The organism is Candidatus Wallbacteria bacterium (assembly GCA_028687545.1).
Taxonomy (GTDB): domain Bacteria; phylum Muiribacteriota; class JAQTZZ01; order JAQTZZ01; family JAQTZZ01; genus JAQTZZ01.
In genome coordinates this window covers 78,621-103,692 of sequence record JAQTZZ010000003.1, presented here as the reverse complement: position 1 = coordinate 103,692, position 25,072 = coordinate 78,621, and the positions used below count along the sequence as shown (strand labels likewise).

The 25,072-nt window shown below is 47.9% G+C and carries 29 protein-coding genes and 1 tRNA gene; 23 read left to right on the top strand and 7 right to left on the bottom strand.

Translation table 11 applies throughout. From position 1 onward, the window contains the following. Nucleotides 1-91: 91 nt before the first annotated feature. The 10 genes from PHW04_02245 to PHW04_02200 all read left to right on the top strand — a co-directional run bounded on the left by PHW04_02245 (nucleotide 92) and on the right by PHW04_02200 (nucleotide 9,737). A complete protein-coding gene (locus PHW04_02245) occupies nucleotides 92-1,330 on the top strand; it encodes a beta-ketoacyl-[acyl-carrier-protein] synthase family protein (protein ID MDD2714694.1) in 1,239 nt (412 codons plus the stop codon). 23 nt (nucleotides 1,331-1,353) lie between these two features. Beyond that, the gene (locus tag PHW04_02240) at nucleotides 1,354-1,605 is read left to right on the top strand and encodes an acyl carrier protein (protein ID MDD2714693.1); all 252 of its coding nucleotides are present in this window, start codon (nucleotides 1,354-1,356) and stop codon (nucleotides 1,603-1,605) included. 4 nt (nucleotides 1,606-1,609) lie between these two features. Continuing rightward, nucleotides 1,610-2,683 carry an alpha/beta fold hydrolase gene (locus tag PHW04_02235; GenBank protein MDD2714692.1) on the top strand — a complete coding sequence of 358 codons (1,074 nt, stop codon included), beginning with the start codon at nucleotides 1,610-1,612 and terminating at the stop codon, nucleotides 2,681-2,683. A gap of 80 nt (nucleotides 2,684-2,763) precedes the next feature. Beyond that, entirely contained in the window at nucleotides 2,764-3,684 is a 921-nt protein-coding gene (locus PHW04_02230) for a hypothetical protein (GenBank protein ID MDD2714691.1), read from the top strand. Between the two features lie 88 nt (nucleotides 3,685-3,772). After that, nucleotides 3,773-5,161, top strand: coding sequence for an NAD(P)/FAD-dependent oxidoreductase (locus PHW04_02225; protein MDD2714690.1), 1,389 nt, complete (start codon nucleotides 3,773-3,775; stop codon nucleotides 5,159-5,161). A 251-nt stretch (nucleotides 5,162-5,412) separates the two neighbouring features. After that, nucleotides 5,413-6,228 carry a M48 family metallopeptidase gene (locus PHW04_02220; GenBank protein MDD2714689.1) on the top strand — a complete coding sequence of 272 codons (816 nt, stop codon included), beginning with the start codon at nucleotides 5,413-5,415 and terminating at the stop codon, nucleotides 6,226-6,228. Nucleotides 6,229-6,281: 53 nt separating this feature from the next. Continuing rightward, complete coding sequence (locus PHW04_02215) at nucleotides 6,282-7,691, top strand: FAD-dependent oxidoreductase (protein ID MDD2714688.1); 1,410 nt, start codon at nucleotides 6,282-6,284, stop codon at nucleotides 7,689-7,691. A gap of 14 nt (nucleotides 7,692-7,705) precedes the next feature. After that, nucleotides 7,706-8,443 (top strand): SDR family NAD(P)-dependent oxidoreductase, encoded by a 738-nt coding sequence (locus PHW04_02210; GenBank protein ID MDD2714687.1) that lies wholly within the window; start codon nucleotides 7,706-7,708, stop codon nucleotides 8,441-8,443. Nucleotides 8,444-8,448: 5 nt separating this feature from the next. Beyond that, nucleotides 8,449-8,871, top strand: a complete 423-nt coding sequence (fabZ, locus tag PHW04_02205) for a 3-hydroxyacyl-ACP dehydratase FabZ (GenBank protein ID MDD2714686.1) — start codon at nucleotides 8,449-8,451, stop codon at nucleotides 8,869-8,871. Nucleotides 8,872-8,933: 62 nt separating this feature from the next. After that, nucleotides 8,934-9,737, top strand: a complete 804-nt coding sequence (locus PHW04_02200; GenBank protein ID MDD2714685.1) for an SDR family oxidoreductase — start codon at nucleotides 8,934-8,936, stop codon at nucleotides 9,735-9,737. 104 nt (nucleotides 9,738-9,841) lie between these two features. Here the strand turns inward: PHW04_02200 and PHW04_02195 are convergent, their stop codons facing one another. Both PHW04_02195 and PHW04_02190 read right to left on the bottom strand, forming a co-directional pair. After that, nucleotides 9,842-10,837, bottom strand: a complete 996-nt coding sequence (locus tag PHW04_02195) for a hypothetical protein (GenBank protein MDD2714684.1) — start codon at nucleotides 10,835-10,837, stop codon at nucleotides 9,842-9,844. A gap of 9 nt (nucleotides 10,838-10,846) precedes the next feature. After that, on the bottom strand, nucleotides 10,847-11,746 hold the full coding sequence (locus PHW04_02190; protein ID MDD2714683.1) for a polysaccharide biosynthesis/export family protein: 900 nt from the start codon (nucleotides 11,744-11,746) through the stop codon (nucleotides 10,847-10,849). Nucleotides 11,747-11,855: 109 nt separating this feature from the next. Here PHW04_02190 and PHW04_02185 point away from each other — a divergent pair, with 109 nt between their 5' ends. The 5 genes from PHW04_02185 to PHW04_02165 all read left to right on the top strand — a co-directional run bounded on the left by PHW04_02185 (nucleotide 11,856) and on the right by PHW04_02165 (nucleotide 14,591). After that, entirely contained in the window at nucleotides 11,856-13,418 is a 1,563-nt protein-coding gene (locus PHW04_02185) for a hypothetical protein (protein MDD2714682.1), read from the top strand. Next, on the top strand, nucleotides 13,405-13,761 hold the full coding sequence (locus tag PHW04_02180) for a type II secretion system protein (protein MDD2714681.1): 357 nt from the start codon (nucleotides 13,405-13,407) through the stop codon (nucleotides 13,759-13,761). Before PHW04_02185 ends, PHW04_02180 begins: the two co-directional genes overlap by 14 nt. After that, complete coding sequence (locus PHW04_02175) at nucleotides 13,758-14,204, top strand: prepilin-type N-terminal cleavage/methylation domain-containing protein (GenBank protein MDD2714680.1); 447 nt, start codon at nucleotides 13,758-13,760, stop codon at nucleotides 14,202-14,204. Before PHW04_02180 ends, PHW04_02175 begins: the two co-directional genes overlap by 4 nt. A gap of 121 nt (nucleotides 14,205-14,325) precedes the next feature. Continuing rightward, complete coding sequence (locus PHW04_02170; GenBank protein MDD2714679.1) at nucleotides 14,326-14,496, top strand: 4Fe-4S binding protein; 171 nt, start codon at nucleotides 14,326-14,328, stop codon at nucleotides 14,494-14,496. Between the two features lie 9 nt (nucleotides 14,497-14,505). Beyond that, nucleotides 14,506-14,591: transfer RNA gene (locus tag PHW04_02165), tRNA-Leu, on the top strand. Between the two features lie 122 nt (nucleotides 14,592-14,713). Here the strand turns inward: PHW04_02165 and PHW04_02160 are convergent. Together PHW04_02160 and PHW04_02155 are read right to left on the bottom strand one after the other, a co-directional pair. After that, complete coding sequence (locus tag PHW04_02160) at nucleotides 14,714-15,352, bottom strand: tetratricopeptide repeat protein (GenBank protein MDD2714678.1); 639 nt, start codon at nucleotides 15,350-15,352, stop codon at nucleotides 14,714-14,716. A gap of 21 nt (nucleotides 15,353-15,373) precedes the next feature. Then, nucleotides 15,374-15,919 (bottom strand): tetratricopeptide repeat protein, encoded by a 546-nt coding sequence (locus tag PHW04_02155; GenBank protein ID MDD2714677.1) that lies wholly within the window; start codon nucleotides 15,917-15,919, stop codon nucleotides 15,374-15,376. Nucleotides 15,920-16,003: 84 nt separating this feature from the next. Between PHW04_02155 and PHW04_02150 the strand changes: the two genes are divergently transcribed. After that, complete coding sequence (locus tag PHW04_02150; protein MDD2714676.1) at nucleotides 16,004-16,540, top strand: thermonuclease family protein; 537 nt, start codon at nucleotides 16,004-16,006, stop codon at nucleotides 16,538-16,540. Here PHW04_02150 and PHW04_02145 read toward each other — a convergent pair. Beyond that, nucleotides 16,523-16,945, bottom strand: coding sequence for a hypothetical protein (locus PHW04_02145; protein MDD2714675.1), 423 nt, complete (start codon nucleotides 16,943-16,945; stop codon nucleotides 16,523-16,525). The genes PHW04_02150 and PHW04_02145 overlap by 18 nt on opposite strands. Nucleotides 16,946-17,082: 137 nt before the next feature. Between PHW04_02145 and PHW04_02140 the strand changes: the two genes are divergently transcribed. Continuing rightward, nucleotides 17,083-18,672, top strand: a complete 1,590-nt coding sequence (locus PHW04_02140) for a tetratricopeptide repeat protein (GenBank protein ID MDD2714674.1) — start codon at nucleotides 17,083-17,085, stop codon at nucleotides 18,670-18,672. 23 nt (nucleotides 18,673-18,695) lie between these two features. Here the strand turns inward: PHW04_02140 and PHW04_02135 are convergent, their stop codons facing one another. Next, on the bottom strand, nucleotides 18,696-20,345 hold the full coding sequence (locus PHW04_02135) for an SPASM domain-containing protein (protein ID MDD2714673.1): 1,650 nt from the start codon (nucleotides 20,343-20,345) through the stop codon (nucleotides 18,696-18,698). 63 nt (nucleotides 20,346-20,408) lie between these two features. Further along, a complete protein-coding gene (locus PHW04_02130; GenBank protein MDD2714672.1) occupies nucleotides 20,409-21,047 on the bottom strand; it encodes a hypothetical protein in 639 nt (212 codons plus the stop codon). Between the two features lie 266 nt (nucleotides 21,048-21,313). Between PHW04_02130 and PHW04_02125 the strand changes: the two genes are divergently transcribed. The 6 genes from PHW04_02125 (at nucleotide 21,314) to PHW04_02100 (ending at nucleotide 25,049) form a co-directional block, all read left to right on the top strand. Continuing rightward, nucleotides 21,314-21,817 (top strand): TlpA disulfide reductase family protein, encoded by a 504-nt coding sequence (locus PHW04_02125; GenBank protein MDD2714671.1) that lies wholly within the window; start codon nucleotides 21,314-21,316, stop codon nucleotides 21,815-21,817. 65 nt (nucleotides 21,818-21,882) lie between these two features. After that, complete coding sequence (locus PHW04_02120; protein ID MDD2714670.1) at nucleotides 21,883-22,260, top strand: hypothetical protein; 378 nt, start codon at nucleotides 21,883-21,885, stop codon at nucleotides 22,258-22,260. A 183-nt stretch (nucleotides 22,261-22,443) separates the two neighbouring features. After that, nucleotides 22,444-23,091 carry a TlpA disulfide reductase family protein gene (locus PHW04_02115; protein ID MDD2714669.1) on the top strand — a complete coding sequence of 216 codons (648 nt, stop codon included), beginning with the start codon at nucleotides 22,444-22,446 and terminating at the stop codon, nucleotides 23,089-23,091. Continuing rightward, nucleotides 23,091-23,993, top strand: coding sequence for an ABC transporter ATP-binding protein (locus PHW04_02110; GenBank protein ID MDD2714668.1), 903 nt, complete (start codon nucleotides 23,091-23,093; stop codon nucleotides 23,991-23,993). Before PHW04_02115 ends, PHW04_02110 begins: the two co-directional genes overlap by 1 nt. Then, complete coding sequence (locus tag PHW04_02105; GenBank protein MDD2714667.1) at nucleotides 23,990-24,811, top strand: hypothetical protein; 822 nt, start codon at nucleotides 23,990-23,992, stop codon at nucleotides 24,809-24,811. The genes PHW04_02110 and PHW04_02105 overlap by 4 nt, the downstream gene beginning before the upstream one ends. A 16-nt stretch (nucleotides 24,812-24,827) precedes the next feature. After that, nucleotides 24,828-25,049, top strand: a complete 222-nt coding sequence (locus PHW04_02100; protein MDD2714666.1) for a helix-turn-helix transcriptional regulator — start codon at nucleotides 24,828-24,830, stop codon at nucleotides 25,047-25,049. Nucleotides 25,050-25,072 lie beyond the last annotated feature (23 nt).

The window sequence follows — 25,072 nt, the reverse complement described above, 5'->3', positions numbered from 1 at the left end:
TGATTTTTTCAAGCTGTTGAGGTAATTTTTCTCTAAACATCGATTTTTAGTATGTTTCCATGACCGACAAAAACACTTTACAAGAGGCTCTATGCTGCAAAAGAAACGGATCGTGATCACAGGAGTGGGACTGACTGCCCCTAACGGCAACAACTTATCTGAATTCAGGCAGAGTCTCCTTTGCGGAAAATCCGGCATCAGAAAATTCGAGACCAGATACATTGGCGAAGTTCTGGCAGGCGCCTGCAATTTTGATGAACTGCGATATCAGAAGAAAAAAGAGCTGCGCCGCGGTACCCGCGCCGGCTCGATCTCCATCTACTGCGCCAATGAAGCTTTCAAAGACAGCAAACTGGATCTCAGCACCCTCGACACTTCCAGAATCGGTGTCTACATCGGAACCACAGAACACGGCAATGTGGAGACTGAAAACGAAATCTACAATCTTTCCCAATATAAATATGACCTTAATTTCTGGTCTCATCATCACAATCCACGGACTGTGGCCAACAACCCGGCTGGAGAAGTCACGATCAACCTGAAAATTACCGGCCCGCATTACTGCATCGGCGCAGCCTGCGCAGCAGGCAACCTGGGCCTGGTCCAGGGTTACCAGATGCTGCAGCTCGATGAGATCGAGATGGCTGTCGCAGGAGGTGTGTCGGAAAGCATCCATACATTCGGCATTTTCGCGAGCTTCAAGAATGAGATGGCACTCGGCTCACACCCTGATCCTGCTAAAGCTTCCAGACCATTTGATAAAGCCAGGAACGGCATTGTGGTCTCAGAAGGGGGTTGCCTCTTTATCCTCGAGACGCTAGAACACGCAAAAGCACGAGGCGCCAAAATCTACTGCGAAATCGCAGGCTATGGAGTAAACTCGGACGCCTTTGATTTCATCCAGCCCGACCACAGGCAGCAGGCCGTCTGCCTTAGAAATGCACTGAAAAAAGCCGGAATCCAGCCTGCGGACATTGATCTGATTAACACCCACGCCACCTCCACCCCGATCGGCGACATCGAGGAAATCAAGGCAGTCAGAGAAGTTTTCGGGATAGACTCCAAAGTTTACATCAACAACACCAAGAGTTTCATCGGTCACGCTATGGGCGCTGCAGGAGCGCTGGAACTGGCCGGAAATCTGCCGAGCTTCGAGGACAATGTAATCCACCCCACAATCAATGTGGAGAATCTGGATCCTGAATGCTTCATGCCCAACCTTGTAATGAATAAAAGCTTGAAAGTTGATAAAATTGATTATATCCTGAATAGCAGTTTCGGGATGCTTGGAATAAATTCCAGCGTGATCGTAAAAAAATATAAAATATAATAGAACGGCTCGGAGGAGAATGTATGACACGACCACAGATCAGACAGGCGATACTCGATATCATTAAAGACCTTGCCGAAGACGCGGACCTGTCGAAGCTGAAGGACGATGTTCGCATCAGAGACCAGATTGAGCTGGACTCGATGGATTTTCTCGATATCATCATGGAACTGAGGAAGCGTTACGCAGTCCAGGTACCTGAAGATGACTACATGAAACTTTCCACATTGCAGGGCTGTGTAGATTACCTGGCTCCTAAACTCGCCAACAAATAATCTCTTGGCTTTGACCAATCCGGAAATCCTCCAGTTCACTTCAGGGAAGCCATTTGCGTTTATTGGTGATTCTGTTATTCCTGAACTGGACATCAGCTATGAAACATATGGCACTCTAAATTCTGCCCGTGATAACGCCATCCTGCTCTGTCATTTTTTCAGCGGAAATAAGCATGCTGCAGGGTTTTACCCCGGAGATAAAGCACCTGGCTGGTGGCACAATCTGATCGGTCCTGACAAGCCATTTGACACGAATCGATATTTTATAATCTCAAGCGACAGCCTTTGCTGCCTGCATGATTCGGACTTGATCAAAACCAGCGGTCCGCGTTCCATCAACCCATCAAGCGGTAAAATCTACGGACCTGATTTTCCGGTCACTTCAGTCAGGGATATGGTGAATGCACAGAAATTGCTGCTTGACTATCTGGGAGTCGGGAAGCTGCACGCAGTCGCCGGTCCCTCGATGGGCGGCATGCAGGCCCTGCAGTGGAGCCTGAGTTATCCGGAGATGGTGGAGCGGATAATCGCAGTGACCACTGGCCCGGGACTTGACGGATTCGCAAGATTTCTTCCCATGCGGCAAGGGATCGACTCAGTCCGGCTGGACCCGGAATTTCACGGCGGCCGATATTACGAGCATGGCACAAGGCCGCTGACAGGCCTGGCAAACGCTCTCGCAGCCCTCACACTTCTTGCCAGGCCACGCGGATGGGGCGGCAACTATCTGTCAGGTTATCAGGCATTCGAAGACGAATTGCTGAAAATAGCCAGGAGCAGGGCTCTGCAGTATGATGCCAACTGTTTTATCCAATTGTGCAGGACCAACATCGGATTCAACCTGTTTGAAGGTAATTCATCGCCTACTGATGCACTGAAAACCTCCAGAGCCCGGTATCTCCTGATAGCGGAAACCAATGATGTACTGTTTCCGATCGAGGAATCCCGTAAATTCGGAGAATTGCTTGCAAAACGAAACGATTCTGAATATCACGAATTTTCCTCTGCTGACGGCCATCTGGGTGGAGTGACGCATACGGTTCTGTTTGCCGAACAGATTAGAAAATTCCTATCGTAAGGTATAATCCCAACAGGCAATATCGAAAAACCTTGACGTTTGATCTTTCACGGCTACAATTTATTTAACAGGAGGGGGGAATGTCGATCTATACTATTAATACAGTCAAATTGATCGCAGCCTTCTGCCTGGGTTTTGCCCTGAACGCAGGTGCCACTCTGATCATCTCATCCCGCACAGGACAGGATTTTGACCTTTACAGAATCGAAGAAAACAGTTCTATCAGAATCAATCTGACAAAAACTCCTGAGATCGACGAACTTGAACCCAGCATTTCCCCGGATGGGACAAAGATTCTCTTCAGTGCCCGCATCAGGGCTGACATCTCATATGCAGATCCCCGCTGCTTCATCTGCCTGATGAACGTTGACGGAAGCGGCCTGCAGCGTCTTACGACTCCAGCCAATCACAGCTTTTCCGCTTCATTCTCTCCGGACGGGCAGTCTGTTGCCTTCGCAACCAATCTGGGAAGCGACAAACTGGATGAATTCGCTGTGCAGATAATGAATTCAGACGGAATCGAAAAGACCAGAATTTCAGAATATTCTCCTGCTACTCCCAGACCTGTTTTCAGTAAAGACGGCCAGAGAGTACTTTTTGATTTTCTCACCAGAAAGCTACCTGCACCAAGATACGACATCTGCTCAACCGACCTGCAGGGCGGGGATCTGAAGATCCTGACCTGCAATCTTCCTGATAATTACGGCCTGCTCAGCCAGCCTGCGCTCTCCCCTGACGGAACAAAACTCATCTTCATCCGGGAAAATTACTCGGCAGGCGAAGCCTGTTCCATAGTGCAGCTTTCCTTTTCGGATAAGAAATGCCTGGAACTTCATTCTTCGATCAATGTAATGGCCTGGCCGTCATATTCAAGAGACGGCAGATCGATTGTCTTTGAATCCTCAGGCCGGACTTTCATACTCAGTTCTGAAGGCGGCAAACCCAGGATGATAGAGTCAGACAGTTACGACATCAATCCTGCCTGGCGTAATGGAAAGTAAAAAATAAATATTTCAGATATTCCCTTTCACTTTTATCTTAACCCAACCTTTTATTGAATAAACAACCTTTTTCCCTTAAACTCATTTCATGTCGCCCGCTAATTACGACACCATCATCATCGGAGCCGGGATGTCAGGGCTCGCTGCAGGCATCCGCCTGGCCTACTATGGCAGAAAAGTGCTGATCCTGGAAAAACACACTGTACCCGGCGGTCTGAACTCTTATTTTGTGCGTAACAAAAGGGTGCTGGACGTGGGTCTGCACGCCATGACCAACTATGTACCTAAGAATGTGCGGTTGGCCCCGCTCAACAAGCTTCTGCGGCAGCTGAAATTGAAATGGGAAGATCTGGAACTGATTCCTCAGAATCATTCAGAAATCCGCTTTCCTGGAGTCTCGCTGCGCTTTTCCAATCAGATCGATCTTCTGAAACATGAAATCGCGGAAAAATTTCCAGCCCAGACTGTCGGCTTCAAAAAGCTTCTGGATTTCATTGAAAAATTCGATGCTCTTTCATTGACCAATACTTATTCATCCACCCGTACAGCGCTGTCGGATTTTTTCACAGACCCTCTGCTGCCCGAAATGATCCTCTGCCCGCTGATGTATTATGGCAGCGCCTGGGAGCATGACATGGACCTGTCCCAGTTTGCGATCATGTTCCGCTCGATTTTCCTGGAAGGTTTTGCCAGGCCGAAGAAGGGAGTGCTGACAGTGATCAATCTGCTGAAAAAGCAGTTTCTTGATCATGGAGGCGAACTAAGGCTCAGTGCCAATGTGGTAAAAATAATCGTTAAAGACAATAAAGCCGAGGGAGTGGAACTGGAATCCGGTGAAGAACTGACCGCTGCCTCGATTATTTCCACTGCCGGGTACTGCGAAACGATGAATCTGGCAGGCGGCACCCTCTATTCAGGAAAACCCGGAACCATGTCCTTCACAGAAGTCATCCTCTGTCTGTCCGAACCTCTTTCAGCACTAGGCCATACCAGCACGATCGTTTTTTATAATGACTCGGATAAATTCGAATACAGGAAGGCTGAAAGCCTCGTCTCCCTGAATAGTGGAGTGCTCTGTATACCGGACAATTTCGCCAGTCCTGACCCGAAGCCTGAGCCGATGCTTCGAGTGACCAATATGGCGTCCTTTGATCTATGGAAAAAACTCGGGAAAACTGGATATTACGCGGAAAAAAAGGCCTGGCTGGAAAAAATCATCGATAAGGCTTCCTCGATACTGCCGCTGAAAAAGGAAAATATCATCTTTACAGACATGTTTACTCCCCTTACTGTGGAACGATTCACCGGGCACATCAACGGAGCAGTCTATGGCAGCCCGGACAAGATCAGGAACGGAGAAACCGGGTTCAGGAATCTCTTCCTCGCAGGCACTGACCAGGGATTTCTGGGTATAGTCGGAGCCATGCTCTCAGGCGTATCCATGGCCAACCTGCATGTGCTGAAGGATAATGGCTGAAATATAAAATTAATAATAAACGGGCAGGTTTTGCAATTGAAGATTTTAGAATCTATAATAACAGTAGAACACCTTTCAGTTGATATTCCTGATGAGGTAACGCATCTCTGCTTCCCACTGTAAAGAAAAATAATATGGGTAGAAATACCGATCTGAGCTTAAAGATAAAAACTCTTACACACCTTAAGCCCGTTGAATATGAACATGAATTAGATAAACATGCACTTGTTGCATTGCAAAAGACCCCGGGATTGAATACTCTGATCCAGAAAATCAACCAGTCCGGCGTGGAAAAATTCTTTAAAGTCCAGTATACGGGCAGCAATCTCAAGGTTACGCCAAAATTCATCCCGAAAGCCTACCGGATTCTGGCTGCAGTCTGCGAGGTAATTTCTTTAAAAAACGTTCCTGATTTGTATATCCGTCAGGGTGATGATATCAATTCAATCACTATCGGTTCTGAAGCTCCGATCATCGTGATCAATCAGGGCTGCCTGGAAAAGTTGACAAACCTGGAATTAATGTTTCTGCTTGGGCATGAAGTCGGGCATATTAAAAGCCAGCACTGCGCTTATCATCAAATGGCCATGGCTTTTCCGATCATCAGCAATCTCCTCGGAAAGGCGACTCTAGGGGTAGGAGAATTCGTTTCCATGGGAATCAGGTCAGCCTTACTTGCCTGGCGGAGGAAATCAGAATTCACAGGCGACAGAGCGGGACTGCTGGCATGCCAGAGCATTGAAAGCGCCATCACTATCATGATGAAAATGGCCGGAGCTCCGGAATCGCATTACAATTCACTGGATCCACAGGATTTTCTGGACCAGACAGAGCATTTCGAAGGTCTCGGCGAAGATAATCTGGACCTGCTGGCGAAAGTTTTGTCTTCAGATGAAGAGAGTCACCCCTGGACAGTGACACGCTGTCATGAAATAAGCAAATGGGTTGATTCAGGAAATTACGACAGGGTAATCGAAAATCACTCAAAACCTGCACTCCAGAAGCAAAGCGAATCTGAACATGCTTCGAAGACAAGTGCAAAGTGCGGGAAGAGGGTAAGAGATTGAAAATAAAACAGAACTGGATAGAATATACTCTGCATTAACTGACTAAGGATTATATGTTATACCATACACCGGCTGAGCTCAAAAGCGAATACGACGTGGCAGTGATCGGCGGAGGCCTGGGAGGCCTGACTGCCGCGATCGTGCTTGCCAAAAAAATGGGGCGCAGGGTCGTGCTCTTGGAGCAGCATGACAAGCTGGGCGGACTGGCCACCTGGTTCAACCGGAAAGGCCATATTTTCGATGTCTCTCTTCACGGTTTCCCTGTAGGCATGATCAAGACCTGCAAACGTTACTGGAACGAAGAGATCGCCGCTTCCATAGTCCAGCTTTCCGAAATCCGCTTTGAAAACCCTCAGTTCTCTCTCTCCACTACTTTTGACGAACAGGATTTCACAAGTAAACTGGTCCATCAGTTCAAGCTCAATCCGGAAACTGTATCCGAATTTTTCAAAACAGCCCGCAGGATGGAATTCGTGGACGAACCTGATCTGACTGTGGCTCAATTGTTCGAGCGCTTTTTTCCGGGCAGGAACGATGTGGTACGGTTGCTGATGGAACCTATCACTTACGCCAATGGATCCACCCTCTCGGAACCTGCCCTGACTTACGGCATTGTCTTCTCCAACTTCATGAGCAAGGGAGTTTTCACCTTCCAGGGTGGAACTGATCTGCTGATTTCCAAGATGCAGAAAGAGCTGCTGGACAGCAAGGTGGATATTGCGCTCTGCAGCCTGGTGGATAAGATCAATCTGGCCTCAGGCAGGGTTCAGTCAGTGGAATCCTGCGGCCATCAGATCCGCTGCAGAAGCGTGATCTCCAATGGGAACATCCTGACTACAGTAAAAAAAATGGTCGGGGAACAGCATTTTTCAGATCAGTTCAGAAAAAATCTGTCTGGAGTCAGGCTCAATAATTCCTCCTGCCAGGTATACATGGGTGTCAGAAGTGGAGAGAAAATCCCGGAAATCGGAGATCTGATTTTCTGTTCAGAAGAGCCTGAATTCATACCTGAAAAACTGCTGGCTTTTGACACCAGCAGCCGCACTTTCTCCCTTTACTACCCGAAAACCCGTCCCGGAACGAACCGTTATTCCATAGTGGCTTCCAGCAACGCAAAATTTGAAGACTGGACTGCATTGAGCGATCTTGAATACAGCGCTGCCAAGAAAAACCTCTGCGAAATCACGCTGAAAACACTTGAAAAATTCATCCCGGGCGTGAGGTCTAAAATCGATTACATCGAAGCAGCCACTCCCCGCACTTTCCACCGCTATACCCTGCATGAACAGGGCGCTTCTTTCGGCACTAAATTCGAGGGCCTGAAGATCAGCATGGGGCTCGAGCGGGAAATCGGAGGGCTGTTCCACACAGGCTCGGTCGGCATCATCATGTCAGGCTGGCTGGGAGCCGCTAATTATGGGGTGATTGTAGCAAATAATGCAGATAAATATCTTAAAAAATAAAGCGGGGATAATACATGATCTTTGATTTTTCAGGACAGCTGGTGATTGTGACAGGCGGGACCAGGGGCATCGGCCGGGCGATTTCAGATGCGTTTCTCGCATCAGGCGCCCGGGTGATCGCAACATATGGCAGGGACGGCAAGGCAGCCGGGGAATTCAGCAAAGCCAATCCATCGGGCCGTCTGTCAACCGTTAAATGCGATGTCTCTTCATATTCTGAAGTCGAAGCTTTTTTCCGCTCCCTGGAAGAAAAAGGGGATTCCGTGTCAGTGCTGGTCAACAACGCAGGCATCAGACGGGACTCGATCGTGGGGATGATGAAGCAGGACGACTGGAAATCAGTGGTCGACACCAATTTGAGCGGGACTTTCCATATGTGCAAATTCGGGGTACTGAACATGATGCGTCAGCGTTACGGCCGCATCATCAATCTCACTTCCGCAGGCCGCGAAGCCGGGTTTGAGGGGCAGGCCAACTATTCAGCAACCAAAGCCGGGATAGTGGGATTCACCAAGAGCCTTTCCAAGGAAGTGGCCAGACGTAAAATCACAGTAAACTGCGTTTCTCCAGGATTCATCGAAACCGAGCTGATCAAGGATCTGCCGGCAGATCAGGTGGCGGAATATCAGAAATTGATCCCGCTGAAACGCTTCGGCAAAGCCGAGGAAGTGGCTCCTGTGGTGCTTTTCCTTGCTTCCAAAGAAGCAGGCTATATCACGGGCTCAATCTATGACGTTAACGGTGGTCTATGAAACAGGTGACTGACATTCTGCCACATCGCCCTCCCTTCCTCTTCATCGATGAAATCGTGTCGGCTACAGACACGTTTATTCTAGCAAAGCGTAAAATCAGAGCAGACGAGTTCTTTTTTCAGGGCCATTACCCGGGCAATCCGGTCCTGCCGGGTGTCCTGCTCTGTGAAGCCATGTTCCAGGCCGGGGCAGCACTGCTCGCTCTCAAGCTTCCTGAAATGCCCGAGGGGATCCCTGCTGTGACAAGAGTCAATAATGTCAAATTCAAAAAGCTTGTCCGTCCGGGGGATGAACTGCAGATCGAAGCGCAATTCCTGGAAAAAATAGCCAATGCCTATCTGTTCAAGGGTAAAATCAGGGTAGGCGAAACCATCGCTGCAGCCTGCGATTTCACCTGCACGGTTGTGGATGAAAAAGATAAATTGTAAGGGCGGAGCATGCTCCGCCCATACGAAGGATCTGATCAAATGGCAATGTCTAGGGAGGAAAATTGAATTCTCCGAAAGATTTTCTGGGTGTTTCCGGCAAAAAATATCTGATCTTCGGTCTGGCCAACAAAAAGAGCGTGGCCTATTTCATCGCCAGGAATCTGCAGGAATCAGGCGCTGTTCCTATCTTTTCAGTGCAGACAGAAGAGCAGCTCCGGCAGGTGGAAAAATTGTTCCCTGGCTGCAGCTCGAAAATCTGTGACCTCAGGGATCCGGAAAATCTTTGCCGTCTCAAATCTTCAATGCCCGCTAAAACGATACTGGACGGCATAGTGCATTCAGTGGCCTTCGCCAACTATGTGCCTGGCAGGAAATTTCTCGAAACTTCCAGGGAAGATTTTCTGAGCTCTACAGCGATTTCCTGTTTTTCGCTGGTGGAAATCAGCCATGTTTTCAAAGACATGCTGGCTAAAGATGCCTCAGTGGTGACGATCTCCATTTCCACTACCCGCATGGCTGCGGAAAATTACGGCTATATGGCTCCCATCAAGGCAGCCCTTGAATCATGCCTCTGTTTCCTTGCCAAATCATTCAGCGAATTTTCAGAGGTTCGCTTCAACGCAGTCTGTGCCGGGCTTCTGAAAACCTCGTCTTCAGCCGGGATCCCCGGCTATGTCGACAGCTATCTGTTCGCTGAGCAGGCTATACTCAGAAAGAAAAACCTGGAAACTCAGGAAGTAGCTGATGCAGCCGTTTTCCTGCTCAGCAGGCGCAGTTCAGGCATCAATGCCCAGAAAATCATTGTGGACGCAGGAATGGAAACGAATTATTTCGATAAAAAGATAGTGGAAAAAGTAGTCAAGTAAAGGAAAGTCCCACTCTTAATCCCACTCAGATGAAACTGTGTTTCATCTTCGGGGATAAGGAGCTGTAACAAAATCCTCGTTGTAACTCGGATTTTTAACAGCTCCTAAAACTTCTGGGTAATAGCAATGCTCATTGTCTGGCTGTCTTCTATGAAATTGATATCAGTGTTGAAGATGTTGGCGAAATAGTTTGAGGAGTCCTGGATCTGGTTTTTCATCTTCCTGTATGACATTTCAATGCCGAAAGACTCCTTGCTCTGATAGAACAGCGAGACACCTGAACATTTCTTTTTTTCAGCGAGAGTAACTTTGAAATCCTGCCAGTTGGCATCCAGTTTCAGGAACAAGGTGTTGTAAATGTGAAAATCGTCGCTGGCGCCGTCATGCATGGAAGTGCGGCGGTGCATGTTCTCAAAACCGCCATATAATGTGCAGATCTTACAATCATAGGAAACATAACCTCTATAATAGTTATCCTCGATCTGCATCAAAAGATCCATGAAAGTCACTGGAACTGGAGCGATGCCGTATTTCAGAGAATACACAATATTGATATATTTACGATCTTCAGAATAATAATCGAAATACGCCCCGATCTTCTGTTTTCCGATTTCACCCATTTTAAAGGTGAATCCAAACAGGTTGTCCCTGCGGTCCCGGTCCGGATGCAGCGGAGGCTTGTATCCGAACGGGAACATCAGGTTGTATTGCGAAGATGTCAGATAAGTGGTCAATTGATTATTGAGATACTGGTTGTAGCCCTGAACAAATATGCTGTTCTGATTCAGGTCATAGGAATTGTTCCCTGCGTTCCTGCCTATGTACATGAAAAAATTGTCTAAAAGCGAGTAACTGAGCACGATCTTTTTGTACTGATCATCAACGTGTGCGATGGTGATGTCATCAGCCTGGTTCTTGATGCTTCCGCTTCCATTCTCATAGATCAGATACAGATTCAGATTTTTACGCTGCGGCATCTTGGTGCCTGGAAAATAAAACTGCTGGGGATCGAACATCTGATCCGGAGTTGTGAGATAGATCACATTGGCATTCAGGAGGAAGCAGAAAGCGAGGGACATAAGAATAATATTTTTCCGCATTTTACCCCCTTACCAGCCCTTGACCAGGCCATGCGTGGTTGAGATCGTTGTCAGCATCGGTGCGATCCTGTCCCATTCCGGTTTGGCGCTCTTCGGCACATAGATCACATCGCCAGGCTCAATCTTCATGTTAAACTCAAGCTTTCCTTCACGGATGATCTTTTCCGCATTCACGATGTAAATATCAGGATCTGTTTTGCCTTCTTTTTTCCGGACAATAGAAATCCTCCGCATCATGGCTTTATCTGTTTCAGAACCGGCCAAAGCAATTGCTTCCAGCAATGTAAGCCCGTCTTTCATCGGAAAAACTCCGGGTTTAATCACTTCCCCCAGGATATAGAACTGATTTTTAGTGCCTTGGGGAACATAGATCACATCCCCAGGCCCCAGTTCCAGATTCTTGGTCATGTCGCCCTTGACGAGCAGTGAATACAAATCCAGCCTCAACAGCTCACTGCTGTCGGCTTTTTTTAAGTAAGCTTCTGAAAGAGAGGCTGTATCCTTCGGCCCTTCGGCCATGGAAATCGCGTGCATCACGGTAGGTTCACTCTTCAACACATAAAGCCCCGGCTTTCCTACTTCCCCAAGCACAGCGACTTTGAAGCTGTTGTATGCTTCGATTACCACCGACACCATGGGGTTCTTATAATACTTGCTCAAGAGTTGAGTCATTTTCAAGCGCACTTCTTCCCTGGAAAGCCCCAGTACCTGCACATTTCCGATCAGGGGATATGAAATATATCCGTCAGGTCCGACTGGAACTGAGACAGTAAGTTCTGAATGCCTGTCAACAAAAATCCTCAGCTGATCCTCAACACCCACGCGATATTTCTCTTCAGAAGGAACTACTGATCCCAAAAGGGTTACTGTGTATAACAAGAGCAATGCGGCAAGTATTTTACCGGCCATGTTCAAACCTCTAGTTTTTTTTATGATATCGGCCTGAGTATCGAAAAATTAAGATCCCTGCAGAATCAAGCCATTTATTCTTGCCGGGCCGGAGAGTATAATTTAGAGAATGAAACATCAAGGCTGCCTGAAAAAGGGATATACCCTGTACCTTGTGGCCGTCCTCCTGGGAAGCGCCCTGCTTGTACTAATGTACATATCCAATCTGAGAAGCCAGCTGACGTTCCAGAATACCCATTTTCTCCATAACAGGCAGGCATATTACTTTCTCAGGGCTTCAGGCAACCTGATTTTCAGGGAAATCGCGAAAGCCGCCAATGACAGGGACAGCGAACTTTTCGCCTCCCTGCGCCAGACCGACAATTTCGAAATGAACCTGAAATTGTCGGCTGAAGGTTCTGCTTCGCTTCGGCAGATAGCAGAATACAGCGGTTGTTCATACCCGGAAAACATCCTGTCTGTGACTGATGTCAAAAAAATTCAGAATAAAGTTTACTCGGACAGCAGAGAAAAAAGCGGTCTGATTTCATTGTCCCTCTCGACTATTGTCGGAGGCACTCAGTTCTCCCTGCATTCTTCGAAAAGATTCCAGCTGATCAACGATCTTCCTCCAGTCGTCAATTTTTTCTCTGTTTTCAGCCGGAGAGGATTCAACGGCAACATCAACTGCTGCAGCGACCCGAAGCGCACCGTGACTCTGAACAACAATTCAGGAATGCAATATTTTGGAGTCCAGAAACACATACTGAACCTTTCTGCAGGACTGGAGGAGTTTTTACTGCCTGAGCGGAAAATCAAACTTGCTCCCGACGGCAGGAGCGCTCTGGTCACCGAGTATTTCTGTTTTTCCCAATCCTATGCGAAGTACGCCGGGGAAAATCTTAATTCAGCTGTACTCTGCATCTTCGGAAGCAACGGCTGTCCATCCAAAACACAGACCCTGGGCTATGTTTCCTTCAACTGCCTGAGCGTGACTGCTGATTTCGCCGTTTCTGACCGGAAACTGGGAGATTTCACGATCATTTCCGGGGACACCAGCGAATTGAAACCGCAGATTCATTCCCTGCCTGCGTCCATGGAGAATATTTTCCACCCGCAGGCCTTCTATGACAGGGAGCGGGACATGCTTCAGGTGATCGCGCCAGACAGAACGCTTTTCTGGCGCGGAGAAGCCCATCAGTTTCCATTGATTGAGGCTCTGGTTTCCAAGACCACCTATCACGCCAGGTCCCAGGAGCAATTACACAATTTTCAGAGCAATTTTCTTGATCATTCGCAGCTCGATCTCTCAGGCAATGTGGTATTGTTTGACGGAAATCTGACCCTGAAGAATGTCAGGAGCAAATCCCCTGGAATTCTGATCTGTACCGGGGACGCAGTGCTCGGAAACATCAGCTCTAGTGCACCTCTGACAATCGCCTGCCTCGGGAACACGGTCTCACTGGAGGGGCCAGTCGATGCATACCTTTGTCTGGCGGGTCCCTCGGTCAAGGTCAGGAGCCGCAGGATAGAAATCCAGGGAGGGCTTTTCGCGGACAATATCTTCCCTGACGATTACAGCTGTGGCGGCAGTATTACATATAACAACGCTTTCAGGGAATATTTTTCCCAGGAAAATTACAGTCTGGTGCTGGCCGGTAATTTTCAGGAGCTGAAATTTGAAAACCGTTAAAGGGATCACCTATCTGGAAATCATCATGAGCATAGCCATTTTTTCCGTACTCGCTTTAGCTTATCTGGACCTCTCACGGCAGACGAATCTCAGAGGGCATCTGCTTTCCAGAAGCAACGAAGCTCTGTTCCTGTGCCTCAATGCCCTTGAAGTTTTAGATGGGTCAGCACTTCCGGATACAGGGAAATTCGTGAAATTTTCCGAACTGCACCTTCAGGCCCCGAAGGAAGGTGTGGACAGCATCATGGTGAGGGTGGAAAACCACGCCCCTCTTCAATACGTATATCTGGAATGCCCGCTCCAGAAAACCTTGAGATTCTGCCTGATCAAGGAGCTGAAATGAAACGTGGATTCACCATCCTGGAAACAATGCTGAGCCTGTCTCTGCTGAGCCTGGTCCTGCTGCTGGTCTTCAGTATCGGAAAAAACGCCAGCAGCACATTTTCGGCTGGTTTGTCGGATGCCAACAACCTGGAACAGGACGAAGACATGCTCCTTTATCTGAAACCTATCTTCGATAACCTGCGCCTGATAAAATGGGAACCTGTAAACAACCGGATTTTCCTCGCCACTTCATCTGAAACAGCTGAGGTCATACTGGAAGAGGGAAATCTGGTCCTGCGGAAGGGCTCAAAACTGCGAAACCTCTCCCGCAATAAAATCACAGGGTTCAGTTTCAGCTTCGACGGCAGGATCGCAATGCTGGAGCTGTCGTCTGCCGGAAAGAAAAAATCGTATTTTTTTCATCCTGTCTGCTATCTGAACGATCCTGACGAAAAAATTTAAGATCGTGGTGAACATTGTTTGAGGACATCGGTACAAAAAAATACTTGCCAAGACAAAAGACCATGTTTAATATAATGAAGGTTAGTGACTTTTTCGAAAAAATTCGAATGGGAGGAATGAGATGGCGCACGTAATTTCCGATTCCTGCGTCACCTGTGGAAGCTGCAAGGATGTATGCCCGGTGGGAGCGATCGCAGAAGGAACTCCCAAGTACAAGATAGATCCCAATGTCTGCATTGACTGCGGCGCCTGCGTGGACACCTGCCCGGTCAGTGCGATTTCACCGGCATAAGCTATTTCTGCGGAGATGGTGGAACTGGTAGACACGTAGGTCTCAGGCACCTATGGTTAAGAGCCATGGGGGTTCAAGTCCCCCTCTCCGCACCACTATCAAAAAACCCGCAGCTGTAAGTTTTATTAAAAACTAACAGCTGCGGGTTTTTTGTTTGGCTTGATTTCACATGCAGCGAAAATCAGGATATTCGTGTAGGAACTATTATTCGTTGTTTCTATTTACCAGGGTGCTTTTCTGTCCACTCAGTCGCCATTTTCTGAGCTTCAGCGACCTGCTCTGCAGTCATCTTCATGGCAACTGTATCGCGATTTTTTCTCGCTTCCTGGTTACCTGAAGCAGCTGCCAGATTCCACCAGAAATGGGCCTTCACATAATCCTGGGGGACTCCCAATCCTGTCTCATAGGCTGCCCCGAGATTGAACTGCGAAGCAGCATCTCCGGATTCCGCCTCTTTCAGATTCTTCTGCAGAATCTGTCCGTAATCTTCAGGGGATTCTACAACTTCAACAAATTCAACCATGTCCTGGCTTTGAGCAATTTCAGCATCAGCTGCGTGATATTCCTTAAAATTTCCAGTGGTATCAGAGAATTTCCCGCAAAAATGTTCGTCTCCATTTTTTCCAGTTTTAGACAAATCCATAAACAGCCAGAACACCATGCAGGGAATAAATATCAAAAATCCCCGCACACCAAAAAAGAAACCAGTCAGCAAAAGACAGATTGAACCTAGCCAGAAAGTAAGATAAGAAGCTCTTACCCAATCCGTTCTTCTGGCAACAAAGAAAATAATAATTCTGGTCAAAAGAAATGTTGTCAGCAGCGCTCCAGTCAATGCTCCGATGATATATGCCATTTGTGTCTCCTGCCGGATTATTCACTTTCCCGGATGCTTTTCCTTCCAATCCTGTGCCATTCTGCCTGCTGCCTTCAACTGGTCTGGAGTCAGATTGTCTTCCAGGATATCCCGATTCAGAACCGAGTCTTTATATCCGGTCGCTGCCGCCAGATTCAGCCAGAAGTAAGCTTTCACCATGTCGATCTCGACTCCGCTGCCCTCGTAATACATGAGCCCTATCGCATACTGAGCTGCTGTGATGCTCTGTTCAGCGGCTTTTTCGTACCAGAGAGCAGCCTGCCCTGAATCCTCCTGCACGCCGTAGCCATTTTCATACATGACCGCGCATTTGAACTGGGCGCCTGAATGACCCTGGATGGCTGCTTTCAGGAACCACTGCATGGCCTGTTTGTAATCCTGTGGAACTCCCGCACTGCCGGTAAAGCATTCCAAACCAAGCTTATACTGACTTTCTGCAGACCATCCCGCATTTTCGATCAGAACTTCCCGCGTGTTTTTCTCTATCGTAAAATAGGGGCTGGAAATCGCCAGGAATAACAGTGCGGAAAAAAACTCGGTTTTCAAAGAGTTCCTCCAGTCTATATTTTAACACAAGAAAGACTTGCCTTCTTTAATGAACAAAAACATGATTCTGCCGATTGATGATTCATGAGCATGCTTAAAACAACTTTTTTAATACTCGCTGTTTTCCATGGAATTGCTTTCGCTTCTGCTGATAAAGATTTCAAAGCTTCAGTGATCGGAGTGATCAACGGCCACACCCTGATCGTGCAGACTGATTCGGCTCAGCTCAAAGTCAGGCTTTACGGGATCGCCTGCCCGGACCTCCGCCAGCCATATGGGTTGATGGCCTGCAAATATTCGGCAAGAGCCGTAAATGGTAAGCAGATTCAGGTAGTAGTCAAGAGCAGGGACGATAACGGAGTAATAGCGGGACGGGTTTATCTGGAAAAGAACAATGACGGCGACTGCCTGAATCGAGAACTGGTCAAACAGGGCCTGGCCTGGTGGAATCAGGTGGAATCACCTACTGAGCTTACGCTGAATAAACTGGAAAAGCTGGCCAGGGCTAAAAAAATCGGGCTCTGGCAGGACGATGACCCCTTGCCGCCGCATGCGTTCAAAGAAATCAAGAAACAGCAGAAAATGGCATCCAGAAAATCCCGGCTACGATCCGGAACCTGAACCGTCGGTTGAATTGTCCGGATTATCCGGCATTGGCGACACTGGTGCATCTTCGCTGGGAGTCGGCTCTGGTGTGAGTGAAGTGTTATTGTCGGACTGGACCTGATATTTTGTAACTTTGATCACTTTCTTCAATTCACCTGTGACCTGAACTTTCCTGCCGTTGAATATCATCAGTTCCTTGATCATCATATTATCTTCGACCAGATATTCGTCACCCTCGGTGACGATCTTGAGTTCATCCTTCTGGGTTCCGCTGTCGTCGTGGACAAATTTGACCGTCCCCACCAGGGTCATGGCACTTTTGACGGCAGGTCTAGGCTGTGCGCCATTGTCTTCGGATCTGAGCATCACAGCTCCGATAAAAATTACGCTGATCAGTAACAGAACTTTCAATCTGTCCACTGCGTCCTCCTTTAATTCTCAAAACGGCATTTCCAATTGACAGAATTATAATCCCAACCCGTGAATAAATAAAGCACTACTTCCCATAGTCATTAATTTCTAGTAGTATTTTGCTGCCTGAGCGGCGGCGAGATGGAATGCTGAAAAAAATTCTGACACTTTTTCTCGGATTTCTCTGCTCCCTGATTCTGCTGGAAGCAGTATTGTGGATCAGCGGGCTGTTTACAGTAAATTCCAGATCTGTTGCGCCGAGCGGGAACGATTTTCAGATTTTCTGCTGCGGAGATTCATTCACCTTTGGTTACGGTGTAACTCAGGGAAAAGACTATCCTTCCATGCTTCAAGAGATGTTAAATAAAGATATCCAGCTCAGAAAATTCACAGTCTCCAATCTTGGAGTGAGCGGAGGCAACACCAGAAAAGTCATGCAGCGCCTGGAATCTCAACTGCCGGCATCCCCTAAAATCATCCTGGTCCAGGCAGGGATGCGGAATTACTCAGATTTTTCCGGCTATCCGGAGAAGGGAAATCCAGTCTGGCAGCTGATCCGTTTTCTGAGCGACAATGCCAGAAGCATGAAACTTTTCCGCTCCCTGCTCCTGAATCTTCGGGATAAAACAAACGATCTCAGCTGGTTCCAGATCTGGAACTTTCTGATCGAGTCCCTGACCACGAAAGTGGAGTACCTTCACCCGCCCCTTTCCCGCCCGGGGGAAGGTGAAATACCCACTCAGCCCCATACTTCTGAAATTGTGGCAAATGATGATCCACTAAAGCAGGGACTGGAAGCGCTTGACTCAGGCAGACCGAGAACTGCAATCAAACTGTTCCGGGAAGCTATCCGGCTTCATCCGGGAAATACAGCCCCCTTGATTGGACTGGCGGAATCCTTTGATGCACTTTCCAGACCGGACCTCTGCCGCGAATGGCTGGAATCAGCGCTGAAACTTCCGGACAACGGCAACTCCTGCAACGCCCTGGGAGAATTCTACTATGATCAGAAAAAGTACTCCGCTGCTTTGACAATCCTCTCGGAGGGCATCAGCAGGCATCCTGATCACGCAATGCTCCACTATAATCTGGGGCGTGTCCATTCCAGGCTGAATGACCTGGCCAATACTATCAGATGCTTTGACCAGGCTCTGTCCCTGCACCTGTCTGATCCCGAATCGCTCGCCGACATCTATGTCCTGAAAGGATTGATCAAATCCCAGAGCCGCAATGCCGCTGAGCGGCAGGAGGCGGAAAAATATTTTCTGGACGCTGAAGCGCTGACTCCAGGCAGTGCCTATCTGCTGAACAGCATGGCTGAATACTATCAGAGGCAGGAAAATCTGGTTAAAGCAGGCGAATATTTTCGCAAGGCCGGCAACAGGCAGGCCCTGTCATGGATAAAGAGGCTGATCAGCCTGGAATTCGACAGACAGAAAATCGGGGACTGGCTCAGGACGGACTATCGTGAATTTATCTCTGAAGCCCAAAAACATGGCTCTGCAATCTTATTTCTGAACTACCCTGAGGATGAAATCAAAGAGATGCGGGAGGTTGCGGAGAAATTCGGGATCCCTTTGATCGATCTTAAGACTGGATTCGATGATTTATGGAAAAACGGAATGAACAGAGACGATTTTTTCCTGCCTGACGGCCATTGCAATGCAGAAGGCAACAGAGTGATGGCTGAAATAGTATTCGAAACATTGAAGAAATCGGGCTTGCTGGAACAGTAATCTGAAAGAGTGAGACAGCCTTTTTACAAAGAAATCCTGATGTTTCTCAGATGTGCCTTAGCTTCCTTAGGATCGTCCATTTCCTGTTCTGCTGTGATCAGGCAGCGCTCAGCTTCAGCAGGATTATCCCTCAGGTAGTCCCTTCCAAGCCTGTAATAAAGCCTGCCTCTCTGATCTCCAGGCTCAAGCCTCTGCAGCCTCGCTTCGGCTTCTGCATATCGCCCCGAGTTGATCAGGGCTTCCGTCAGTCTGACCCTGACAGAGTCAGGGTCAGATTGCTCAGCCAGTAATAAAAATTCCAGGGCTTCGCTGTCAAACCCATCCGACTGAGCGAGACATGCAGCGTAATGGGTAAACTCACCCCGCTCAATCCCTTCAGGCAGACTCCGGCAGAGTTGCAGGGCCAGCCCGTATCGGCCTTTCCTCAGAAAAAAATCAGCTTTCATTAAAACTTTTTCTCCGCAATCCGAGAGGACCAGGTCGATAATCTCAGGTTTTCCGCTGAAAATCTCGTCAATCTCAGAGAGTTGCAGATAATCAAAAAATGTGTCTTCTGCTACTGGGCAGGTCGGGCAGTTGGCTGAGAGACGAGCAAAATCCCGCCTGACGCTGGCCTCCCTTTTCTCAGAGGCTGTCTTAGAAAACCAGATCTCACTGAAAGTGTTTTGATCAAGGTTTCCAAGGCTGAAAGGCTCAAAGCAGCAGACTGTAACCTCACCGCTCGGTAAGATCAGCGCACTTTTAAACGGGAACGGGCAGGGATTTTTTCTCTGATGTTCCCAGGGAATAATTTTGCGGACTTTTGCCAGATCTTTCCCTTCCGCTATCTGCAAACGGTCCAGAGAGGCTATTTTCCAATCATCGTCCGGAATCTCCGGGAGAGCAGGACTGCCGCCCCTGATCAGCTTTTCCACCCAGAATTCCCAGAGTTTCCGGGTTGAACGGTCGAATTCCTTCTCATGGCAGATAGACAATGGACGCAGGTTGATGATATCGCAGCCCTCTTTCAGCACCGTGGTATAGGAAAGATTTTCCATCGGAAGCAGTGCATGTGAAAGAGAGAGCTGTTCGAGAAACCCGGACCAGTAATCTACGAAAGACCCGACTTCGTGAAAATTCCTGGGTTGAATCACGATCTGGAAAATGAAGTTCAAGTTAGAGGTACCTCGTTCAGTTCTCCTGATTACTAAATTACGGACATTTTCCTGAACCAGGTCAAAATCACCGTTTCGGCGGATTTTCCCATAAACAGAAGCTGAACTGGCATCCAGCGAAAAATCAATCACAACCCTCGTTTTCTGAGCCTGCATCTCAAGAATTCCAAGCAGAGATTCAGCTGATTCCCTATCAATCAGAGTGGCATTTGTATTGAGAAAAACCCAGTCGAAAATTCTGTTTTCCGTATTCTGCTCAAAAGCGTAAGAAAGCATCGATAAAAAGTCAGGCGCCAGGAAAATTTCTCCCACATTATAGAAATACAAGGCATTGGCATGGAGCCCGCTATCCAGCATGCTGTCGATGACAGAGCGGAACTGCTCAAGGCTGAAACAGTACTTTTTTAACTGCTGGAACTCGACTTCGCTCTGCACGCACATCACGCAGCGCAGGTTGCAGAAATCAGTGATCCCAAACTGGATGATGTCGAGCCTTTTCAATGCTTCCGGACGATTCATGACTATCTCTTAAAAAAAAAGAGGTGTCTGCACCTCTTTTTCACTAAAATATGATGGTTTTTTTTACTGTTCGGGATGTACATCCGTGATGAATACATCTTCATTGAAAGTGCCGATAAATCTGTCTTCCACCGGTTCAGTGGCAGTGAGATGGGTGAGGAGCACTGTATAATTGATCTTCACCACATAGGGAGTTCCTGAAGTGATCGGCTGGTTATCGTTGACATGCACATCGTTGACCACTGCAGTCACGGTCTTTGGATATCGATATTTGCCGTCGAAAACATGTCGATTCACTACATCCAGGTATCTGGCAATGCCCAGCACCAGCCCGCGGTCCTTGGCGGAATACTGCACAGGGGGTTTCAGACCAGGATCCTGGCAGTACACTAAGCCCGGCTCAAAGAAACCAATGCTGTCATCGCGGGTGTCGATTTTGAATCCGATTGCACCGCTCCCATCCAGAATCTTCATCAAGCCGCTGATGATTTCCCGGTCCTTGCTGCCGGCTTGCCCGAGCATGGCCTGCAGGAATTCATGAACTCTGCCAAGAAGTTGCGGCATCCGGTAAATCTGATCTCCTTCGGGTATAATCAGGCCGGTGGAATAGTCGTCTTTGTTGTTTGCATTGAACGTCTCACCCCTGGCGAGCAAGGGAAACATGAGACCTGCAACTAAAAGCAGTAAAAGAACCTTTTTCATTTTCACTCCAGTGAAAAGGTATCACCACTGCGCTCTGCCCACAATTCTCAGGATAAATTTATGAATACAAATTACTGAGTACTATACTTTATACATTCATTATATCGGTAAAAAGTCGAAAATCAAGAGTTTTCGCATGGATTTTATGGTTTGCTAGCTACGTCCCGTCAATACAAGCTTTTGCTTTAGACATATTGTAACATGGAAAATGTTGACAGGCTTTGGTTTACGGATAAAATTATATTATCAATCTCCCGGGAGGTATGATGAAGATCGTAGCCCTCATTTTGCTGGTTTTAGCTGCTGCCGGCTTCTGCCCGGCTCTTCAGGCAGATGAGATTCAGCCGGACGAACTTACCATGGACAGGGTTCAGACTCCGAATTTCAGCCTGACATACTATGATGATCCAAACAAGACATTCACGCTGAATGATAATCTGGGACAGAAAAATCACGTGTTCGTCTTTTTTGCCACCTGGTGCGGCGCCTGCCAGAAAGAACTGCCCCAGATCAATGCCATCCGCAACAAATACCCGACCTGCGATTTCACAGCCATCAATTACCGCGAAACCACGCAGCAGGTCACAGACTACTTCGGGTCTGCCAGTATCCAGCTCCCCTGCCTGCTGGACAAATCCGGCAGCGTTTTCAAGCAGTTCGGACTTGAGTACATTCCGGACATACTGGTAGTGAGCAAAACCGGCGAACAGCTGATGCTTGGTACAAAGTCTGTCGAAGAACTGGAAGCTCTTTTGGCAACCCTGAATTGAAGTTTTGACTTTCAACTGGTTTCATGGTATAATTTATTCAAGCAAGTATATAAGGAGGCATAAGTATGAAGAGTGTGTTGGTACTACTGATTCTTTTCGTGGCCTCACTGGCCATGGCCGGCACTCCAGTCACTGCCCAGGGGATTGTCTGTGGCGACTGCGACGGCGACAACTGCCCGGTTCCTCCGCCACCTGATGATGACCACGGCGGTGGATGCGACGGCGACAACTGCCCGCTTCCCAAGCTGACCGGTGACTGTGACGGCGACAATTGCCCGGTTCCTCCGCCACCTGATGATGATAACGGCGGTGGATGCGATGGCGATAACTGCCCGCTTCCTAAACTGACCGGTGACTGCGATGGCGACAACTGCCCGCTTCCTCCTCCACCTGATGATGATGACGGCGGATGCGACGGCGGCAACTGCCCGGTTCCCAAGTAACTTTTCGGAATGCTAAACCGAAAGGGCTCTAACCAGAGCCCTTTTTCATTTGGTAAATATTCATAAGATTTAATTGTTAAACTATTTTTAATTTCTTAATGTATCTCGTTAATATTTTATTAACATTATAATTTTATCGTGCTATAATAAAAAAGTCGATCAGATCTGTTTGGAGACAGGAACATGGAAAAACGACAGCGGGCTATAGTCATTCTTCTGTTATTGACCGGCATGGTTCTGACAGTATTTCACATCAAAATCAAGCAGCTGCCTGATGCAGGTGCAATGAAATCCGGGATCATGGACCAGCTGAATTCCTATGCCAGGCAGGGGCAATACTTCCCTGAAGCGCGGATCAGGCTTCTCAGCGGCGAATCGCTTGATATTACTGAAAGCATAGGCAAAAAGGTGATCATCATCAACTTTTTCGCCTCCTGGTGCCCTCCCTGCAAATCTGAACTGCCGGATTTCGAGAAATACTTCGAGAAACTCCGCGATAAACCTGTGCTTTTTATCGGCATCAGCCTGGACCAGGAAAAAGACAGGAAAGCCCTGGACAGTGTTCTGGCTGAGTCAGGAGTAACTTATCCTGTGGGTTTTCCGGAAATCCCGAGTATTGCTGAAAAAGTTAACGTAAAATCAATTCCAGTCACTGTCCTGATCAACATTCTGGGAAAAGTATCCAGCATGCACGTTGGAGCCATAAATCCCGAAACCCTGGGCAAAGAAATCGACGCAAATCTCAGGGGTCTGGAACGCGGTCTGGGCATCAGCCGAGACGATTACCTGACCAGACTGGCAAAACAGACTCTGGAAAACGGGGGGGAATGATGGAAACAATGGTCAGAACGGAAAAACTCTCTGTTTCCTATCGGACAGGAAAAAGCAAATACCTGAAAGCACTGTCAGATGTGGACCTGGCAGTGGAAAAAGGCGATTTTCTCGCGCTGCTCGGCCCCAACGGAGCAGGCAAGACTACAGCCATGCTCTGCATGCTGGGGCTGATCAAACCCACTACAGGCTCAGTCTCGCTGCTTGGTTCATCTCCATATCCGGGCGCTCCTGTTTTCGAGCGGGTGGCCTATCTTCCTGAAGAGCCTCTTTATCCGGAATTTCTTAACATCAGAGAAACTGTGACCTACTATTCAGGTCTCTATAAAAATGACTGCAACGAAAAGAAAATCCGGGAGCTGATCGGCAGAGTCGGCTTGACTGATTTTGAAAAGCTCAAAGTGGGCCAATGTTCAAAAGGCATGAAACAAAGACTCGGGATAGCGATCTGCCTGGCCAATGATCCCGAAGTTTACTTCCTGGATGAATTATCGCGAGGCCTGGACCCGATCATGCTGATGGATCTGCGGGATATCCTGCTGGAACTCTCTTCGGAAGGCAAAACCATTATCATGAATTCCCACATGCTGTCCGAAGTAGAACAGCTCTGCACAAAGGCGGTGATTATCAATAAAGGAAGAGTGATCAGGCAGGACACTCTGGATAATCTCATGTCTACAGACATCGAACGCTATACTGCTGAAATCGGAAGTTGTGAAGTCCCTGAGTTCGCAGAACTGGTTTCCAGAGTTCAGAACAGGCTGATTCTGGAATTCGAGACTTCCAGACTGCCTCAGATCGCCGAATACTGCCGCAGCAGAAATGTTGTGTTATACGAATGTCATCTGAAGAGACGCAGCCTGGAAGATGCATTTCGACAGGTACTCGGGGAGGATAAATGAAGCAGATCAGAGAACAGGTGATTTATGATCTCAGATATCTCCTCCGTTCCAGGGATACGATCAGCCTTGTGATTGCCATATTTGTGCTCATGCTGTTCATATACGGGACCCAGGTAAGGAGTGAGATTTCCAGCAGGGAAGGTCTGGAAAAACTGGCAGTGATTGAAAGTTACATCAATCTTCTTCCTTTCATGGTCGCTACTTTTTCATTGATGCTGCTGGTACGCGGCCAGGTGAATCAAAGCCTGCGCCTTGTCTTCACGCGCCCGGTGCAGCCGTCAATCTGGGTGCTTTCATTGTTTTTGGCCGTGGCTGCAGTGACGGGAATTTTGTTTCTGATAAATTTTCTGATCCTGGTTTTCAGCTCGCTTTATCTTGGTCTTGACCTTGGAATAGGCCTGCCTGCAGCCGAATTCTTACGTTTCATACTCGATCTTTCCAAAATTGCACTGCTTTTACTGGCTACACTCCTGATCGGCACCTATTCAGGGTTCGCCTGCTGGTTTTTCATTGGCGAACAGACATTTGTCCAGGGATATCTCTATGCCGGATACAAGGCTTCGATCTGGACCGGAATCCTCAAAGCTATCGCAGTAGGATTCAAATCAATTTTTGCCCTGCTTTATTATGCATTTCCTGACTGGAGCTACTTCACGGCAAAGCTCAAAATTCTGGAGAACGAGTTTGCTTTCGGCAACGGGGAAGTTCAGTTTTTTTTCACTGCACTGGCCTATCTGGCATGCCTGACTCTGTTCCTGTATTTGTTGTCAGTGCTGGTTCTTTCAAAGAAAATGGAGCAATCGGAGCTGTTGGGATGAAAAACTGGAGAAAAACATGCCTATAATCATCAGGCTCGACGTTGAATTAGCCAAAAAGAAGATGAAACTGACAGAACTTTCGGAAAAACTCGGGATCTCCATCGTGAACCTGTCCAATTTCAAGACAGGCAAAATCAAGGTTGTCAAGCTCTCAACTCTGGAAGGGATGTGCGAGGCCCTGCAGTGCCAGCCTGGCGACATCATTGAATACAAACCTGAAGAAAAAGGGCAGCCCTGAGCTGCCCTTGACTTGTCTTACTG

What these genes read in the sequence shown, in the direction of transcription:
- PHW04_02245 (MDD2714694.1), top strand. Translation starts at nt 92, where the DNA reads ATGCTGCAAAAGAAACGGATCGTGATCACAGGAGTGGGACTGACTGCC.
- PHW04_02240 (MDD2714693.1), top strand. Translation starts at nt 1,354, where the DNA reads ATGACACGACCACAGATCAGACAGGCGATACTCGATATCATTAAAGAC.
- PHW04_02230 (MDD2714691.1), top strand. Translation starts at nt 2,764, where the DNA reads ATGTCGATCTATACTATTAATACAGTCAAATTGATCGCAGCCTTCTGC.
- PHW04_02225 (MDD2714690.1), top strand. Translation starts at nt 3,773, where the DNA reads ATGTCGCCCGCTAATTACGACACCATCATCATCGGAGCCGGGATGTCA.
- PHW04_02215 (MDD2714688.1), top strand. Translation starts at nt 6,282, where the DNA reads ATGTTATACCATACACCGGCTGAGCTCAAAAGCGAATACGACGTGGCA.
- PHW04_02210 (MDD2714687.1), top strand. Translation starts at nt 7,706, where the DNA reads ATGATCTTTGATTTTTCAGGACAGCTGGTGATTGTGACAGGCGGGACC.
- PHW04_02195 (MDD2714684.1), bottom strand. Translation starts at nt 10,837, where the DNA reads ATGCGGAAAAATATTATTCTTATGTCCCTCGCTTTCTGCTTCCTCCTG.
- PHW04_02190 (MDD2714683.1), bottom strand. Translation starts at nt 11,746, where the DNA reads ATGGCCGGTAAAATACTTGCCGCATTGCTCTTGTTATACACAGTAACC.
- PHW04_02185 (MDD2714682.1), top strand. Translation starts at nt 11,856, where the DNA reads ATGAAACATCAAGGCTGCCTGAAAAAGGGATATACCCTGTACCTTGTG.
- PHW04_02175 (MDD2714680.1), top strand. Translation starts at nt 13,758, where the DNA reads ATGAAACGTGGATTCACCATCCTGGAAACAATGCTGAGCCTGTCTCTG.
- PHW04_02170 (MDD2714679.1), top strand. Translation starts at nt 14,326, where the DNA reads ATGGCGCACGTAATTTCCGATTCCTGCGTCACCTGTGGAAGCTGCAAG.
- PHW04_02160 (MDD2714678.1), bottom strand. Translation starts at nt 15,352, where the DNA reads ATGGCATATATCATCGGAGCATTGACTGGAGCGCTGCTGACAACATTT.
- PHW04_02150 (MDD2714676.1), top strand. Translation starts at nt 16,004, where the DNA reads ATGAGCATGCTTAAAACAACTTTTTTAATACTCGCTGTTTTCCATGGA.
- PHW04_02140 (MDD2714674.1), top strand. Translation starts at nt 17,083, where the DNA reads ATGCTGAAAAAAATTCTGACACTTTTTCTCGGATTTCTCTGCTCCCTG.
- PHW04_02135 (MDD2714673.1), bottom strand. Translation starts at nt 20,345, where the DNA reads ATGAATCGTCCGGAAGCATTGAAAAGGCTCGACATCATCCAGTTTGGG.
- PHW04_02130 (MDD2714672.1), bottom strand. Translation starts at nt 21,047, where the DNA reads ATGAAAAAGGTTCTTTTACTGCTTTTAGTTGCAGGTCTCATGTTTCCC.
- PHW04_02125 (MDD2714671.1), top strand. Translation starts at nt 21,314, where the DNA reads ATGAAGATCGTAGCCCTCATTTTGCTGGTTTTAGCTGCTGCCGGCTTC.
- PHW04_02120 (MDD2714670.1), top strand. Translation starts at nt 21,883, where the DNA reads ATGAAGAGTGTGTTGGTACTACTGATTCTTTTCGTGGCCTCACTGGCC.
- PHW04_02115 (MDD2714669.1), top strand. Translation starts at nt 22,444, where the DNA reads ATGGAAAAACGACAGCGGGCTATAGTCATTCTTCTGTTATTGACCGGC.
- PHW04_02110 (MDD2714668.1), top strand. Translation starts at nt 23,091, where the DNA reads ATGGAAACAATGGTCAGAACGGAAAAACTCTCTGTTTCCTATCGGACA.
- PHW04_02105 (MDD2714667.1), top strand. Translation starts at nt 23,990, where the DNA reads ATGAAGCAGATCAGAGAACAGGTGATTTATGATCTCAGATATCTCCTC.
- PHW04_02100 (MDD2714666.1), top strand. Translation starts at nt 24,828, where the DNA reads ATGCCTATAATCATCAGGCTCGACGTTGAATTAGCCAAAAAGAAGATG.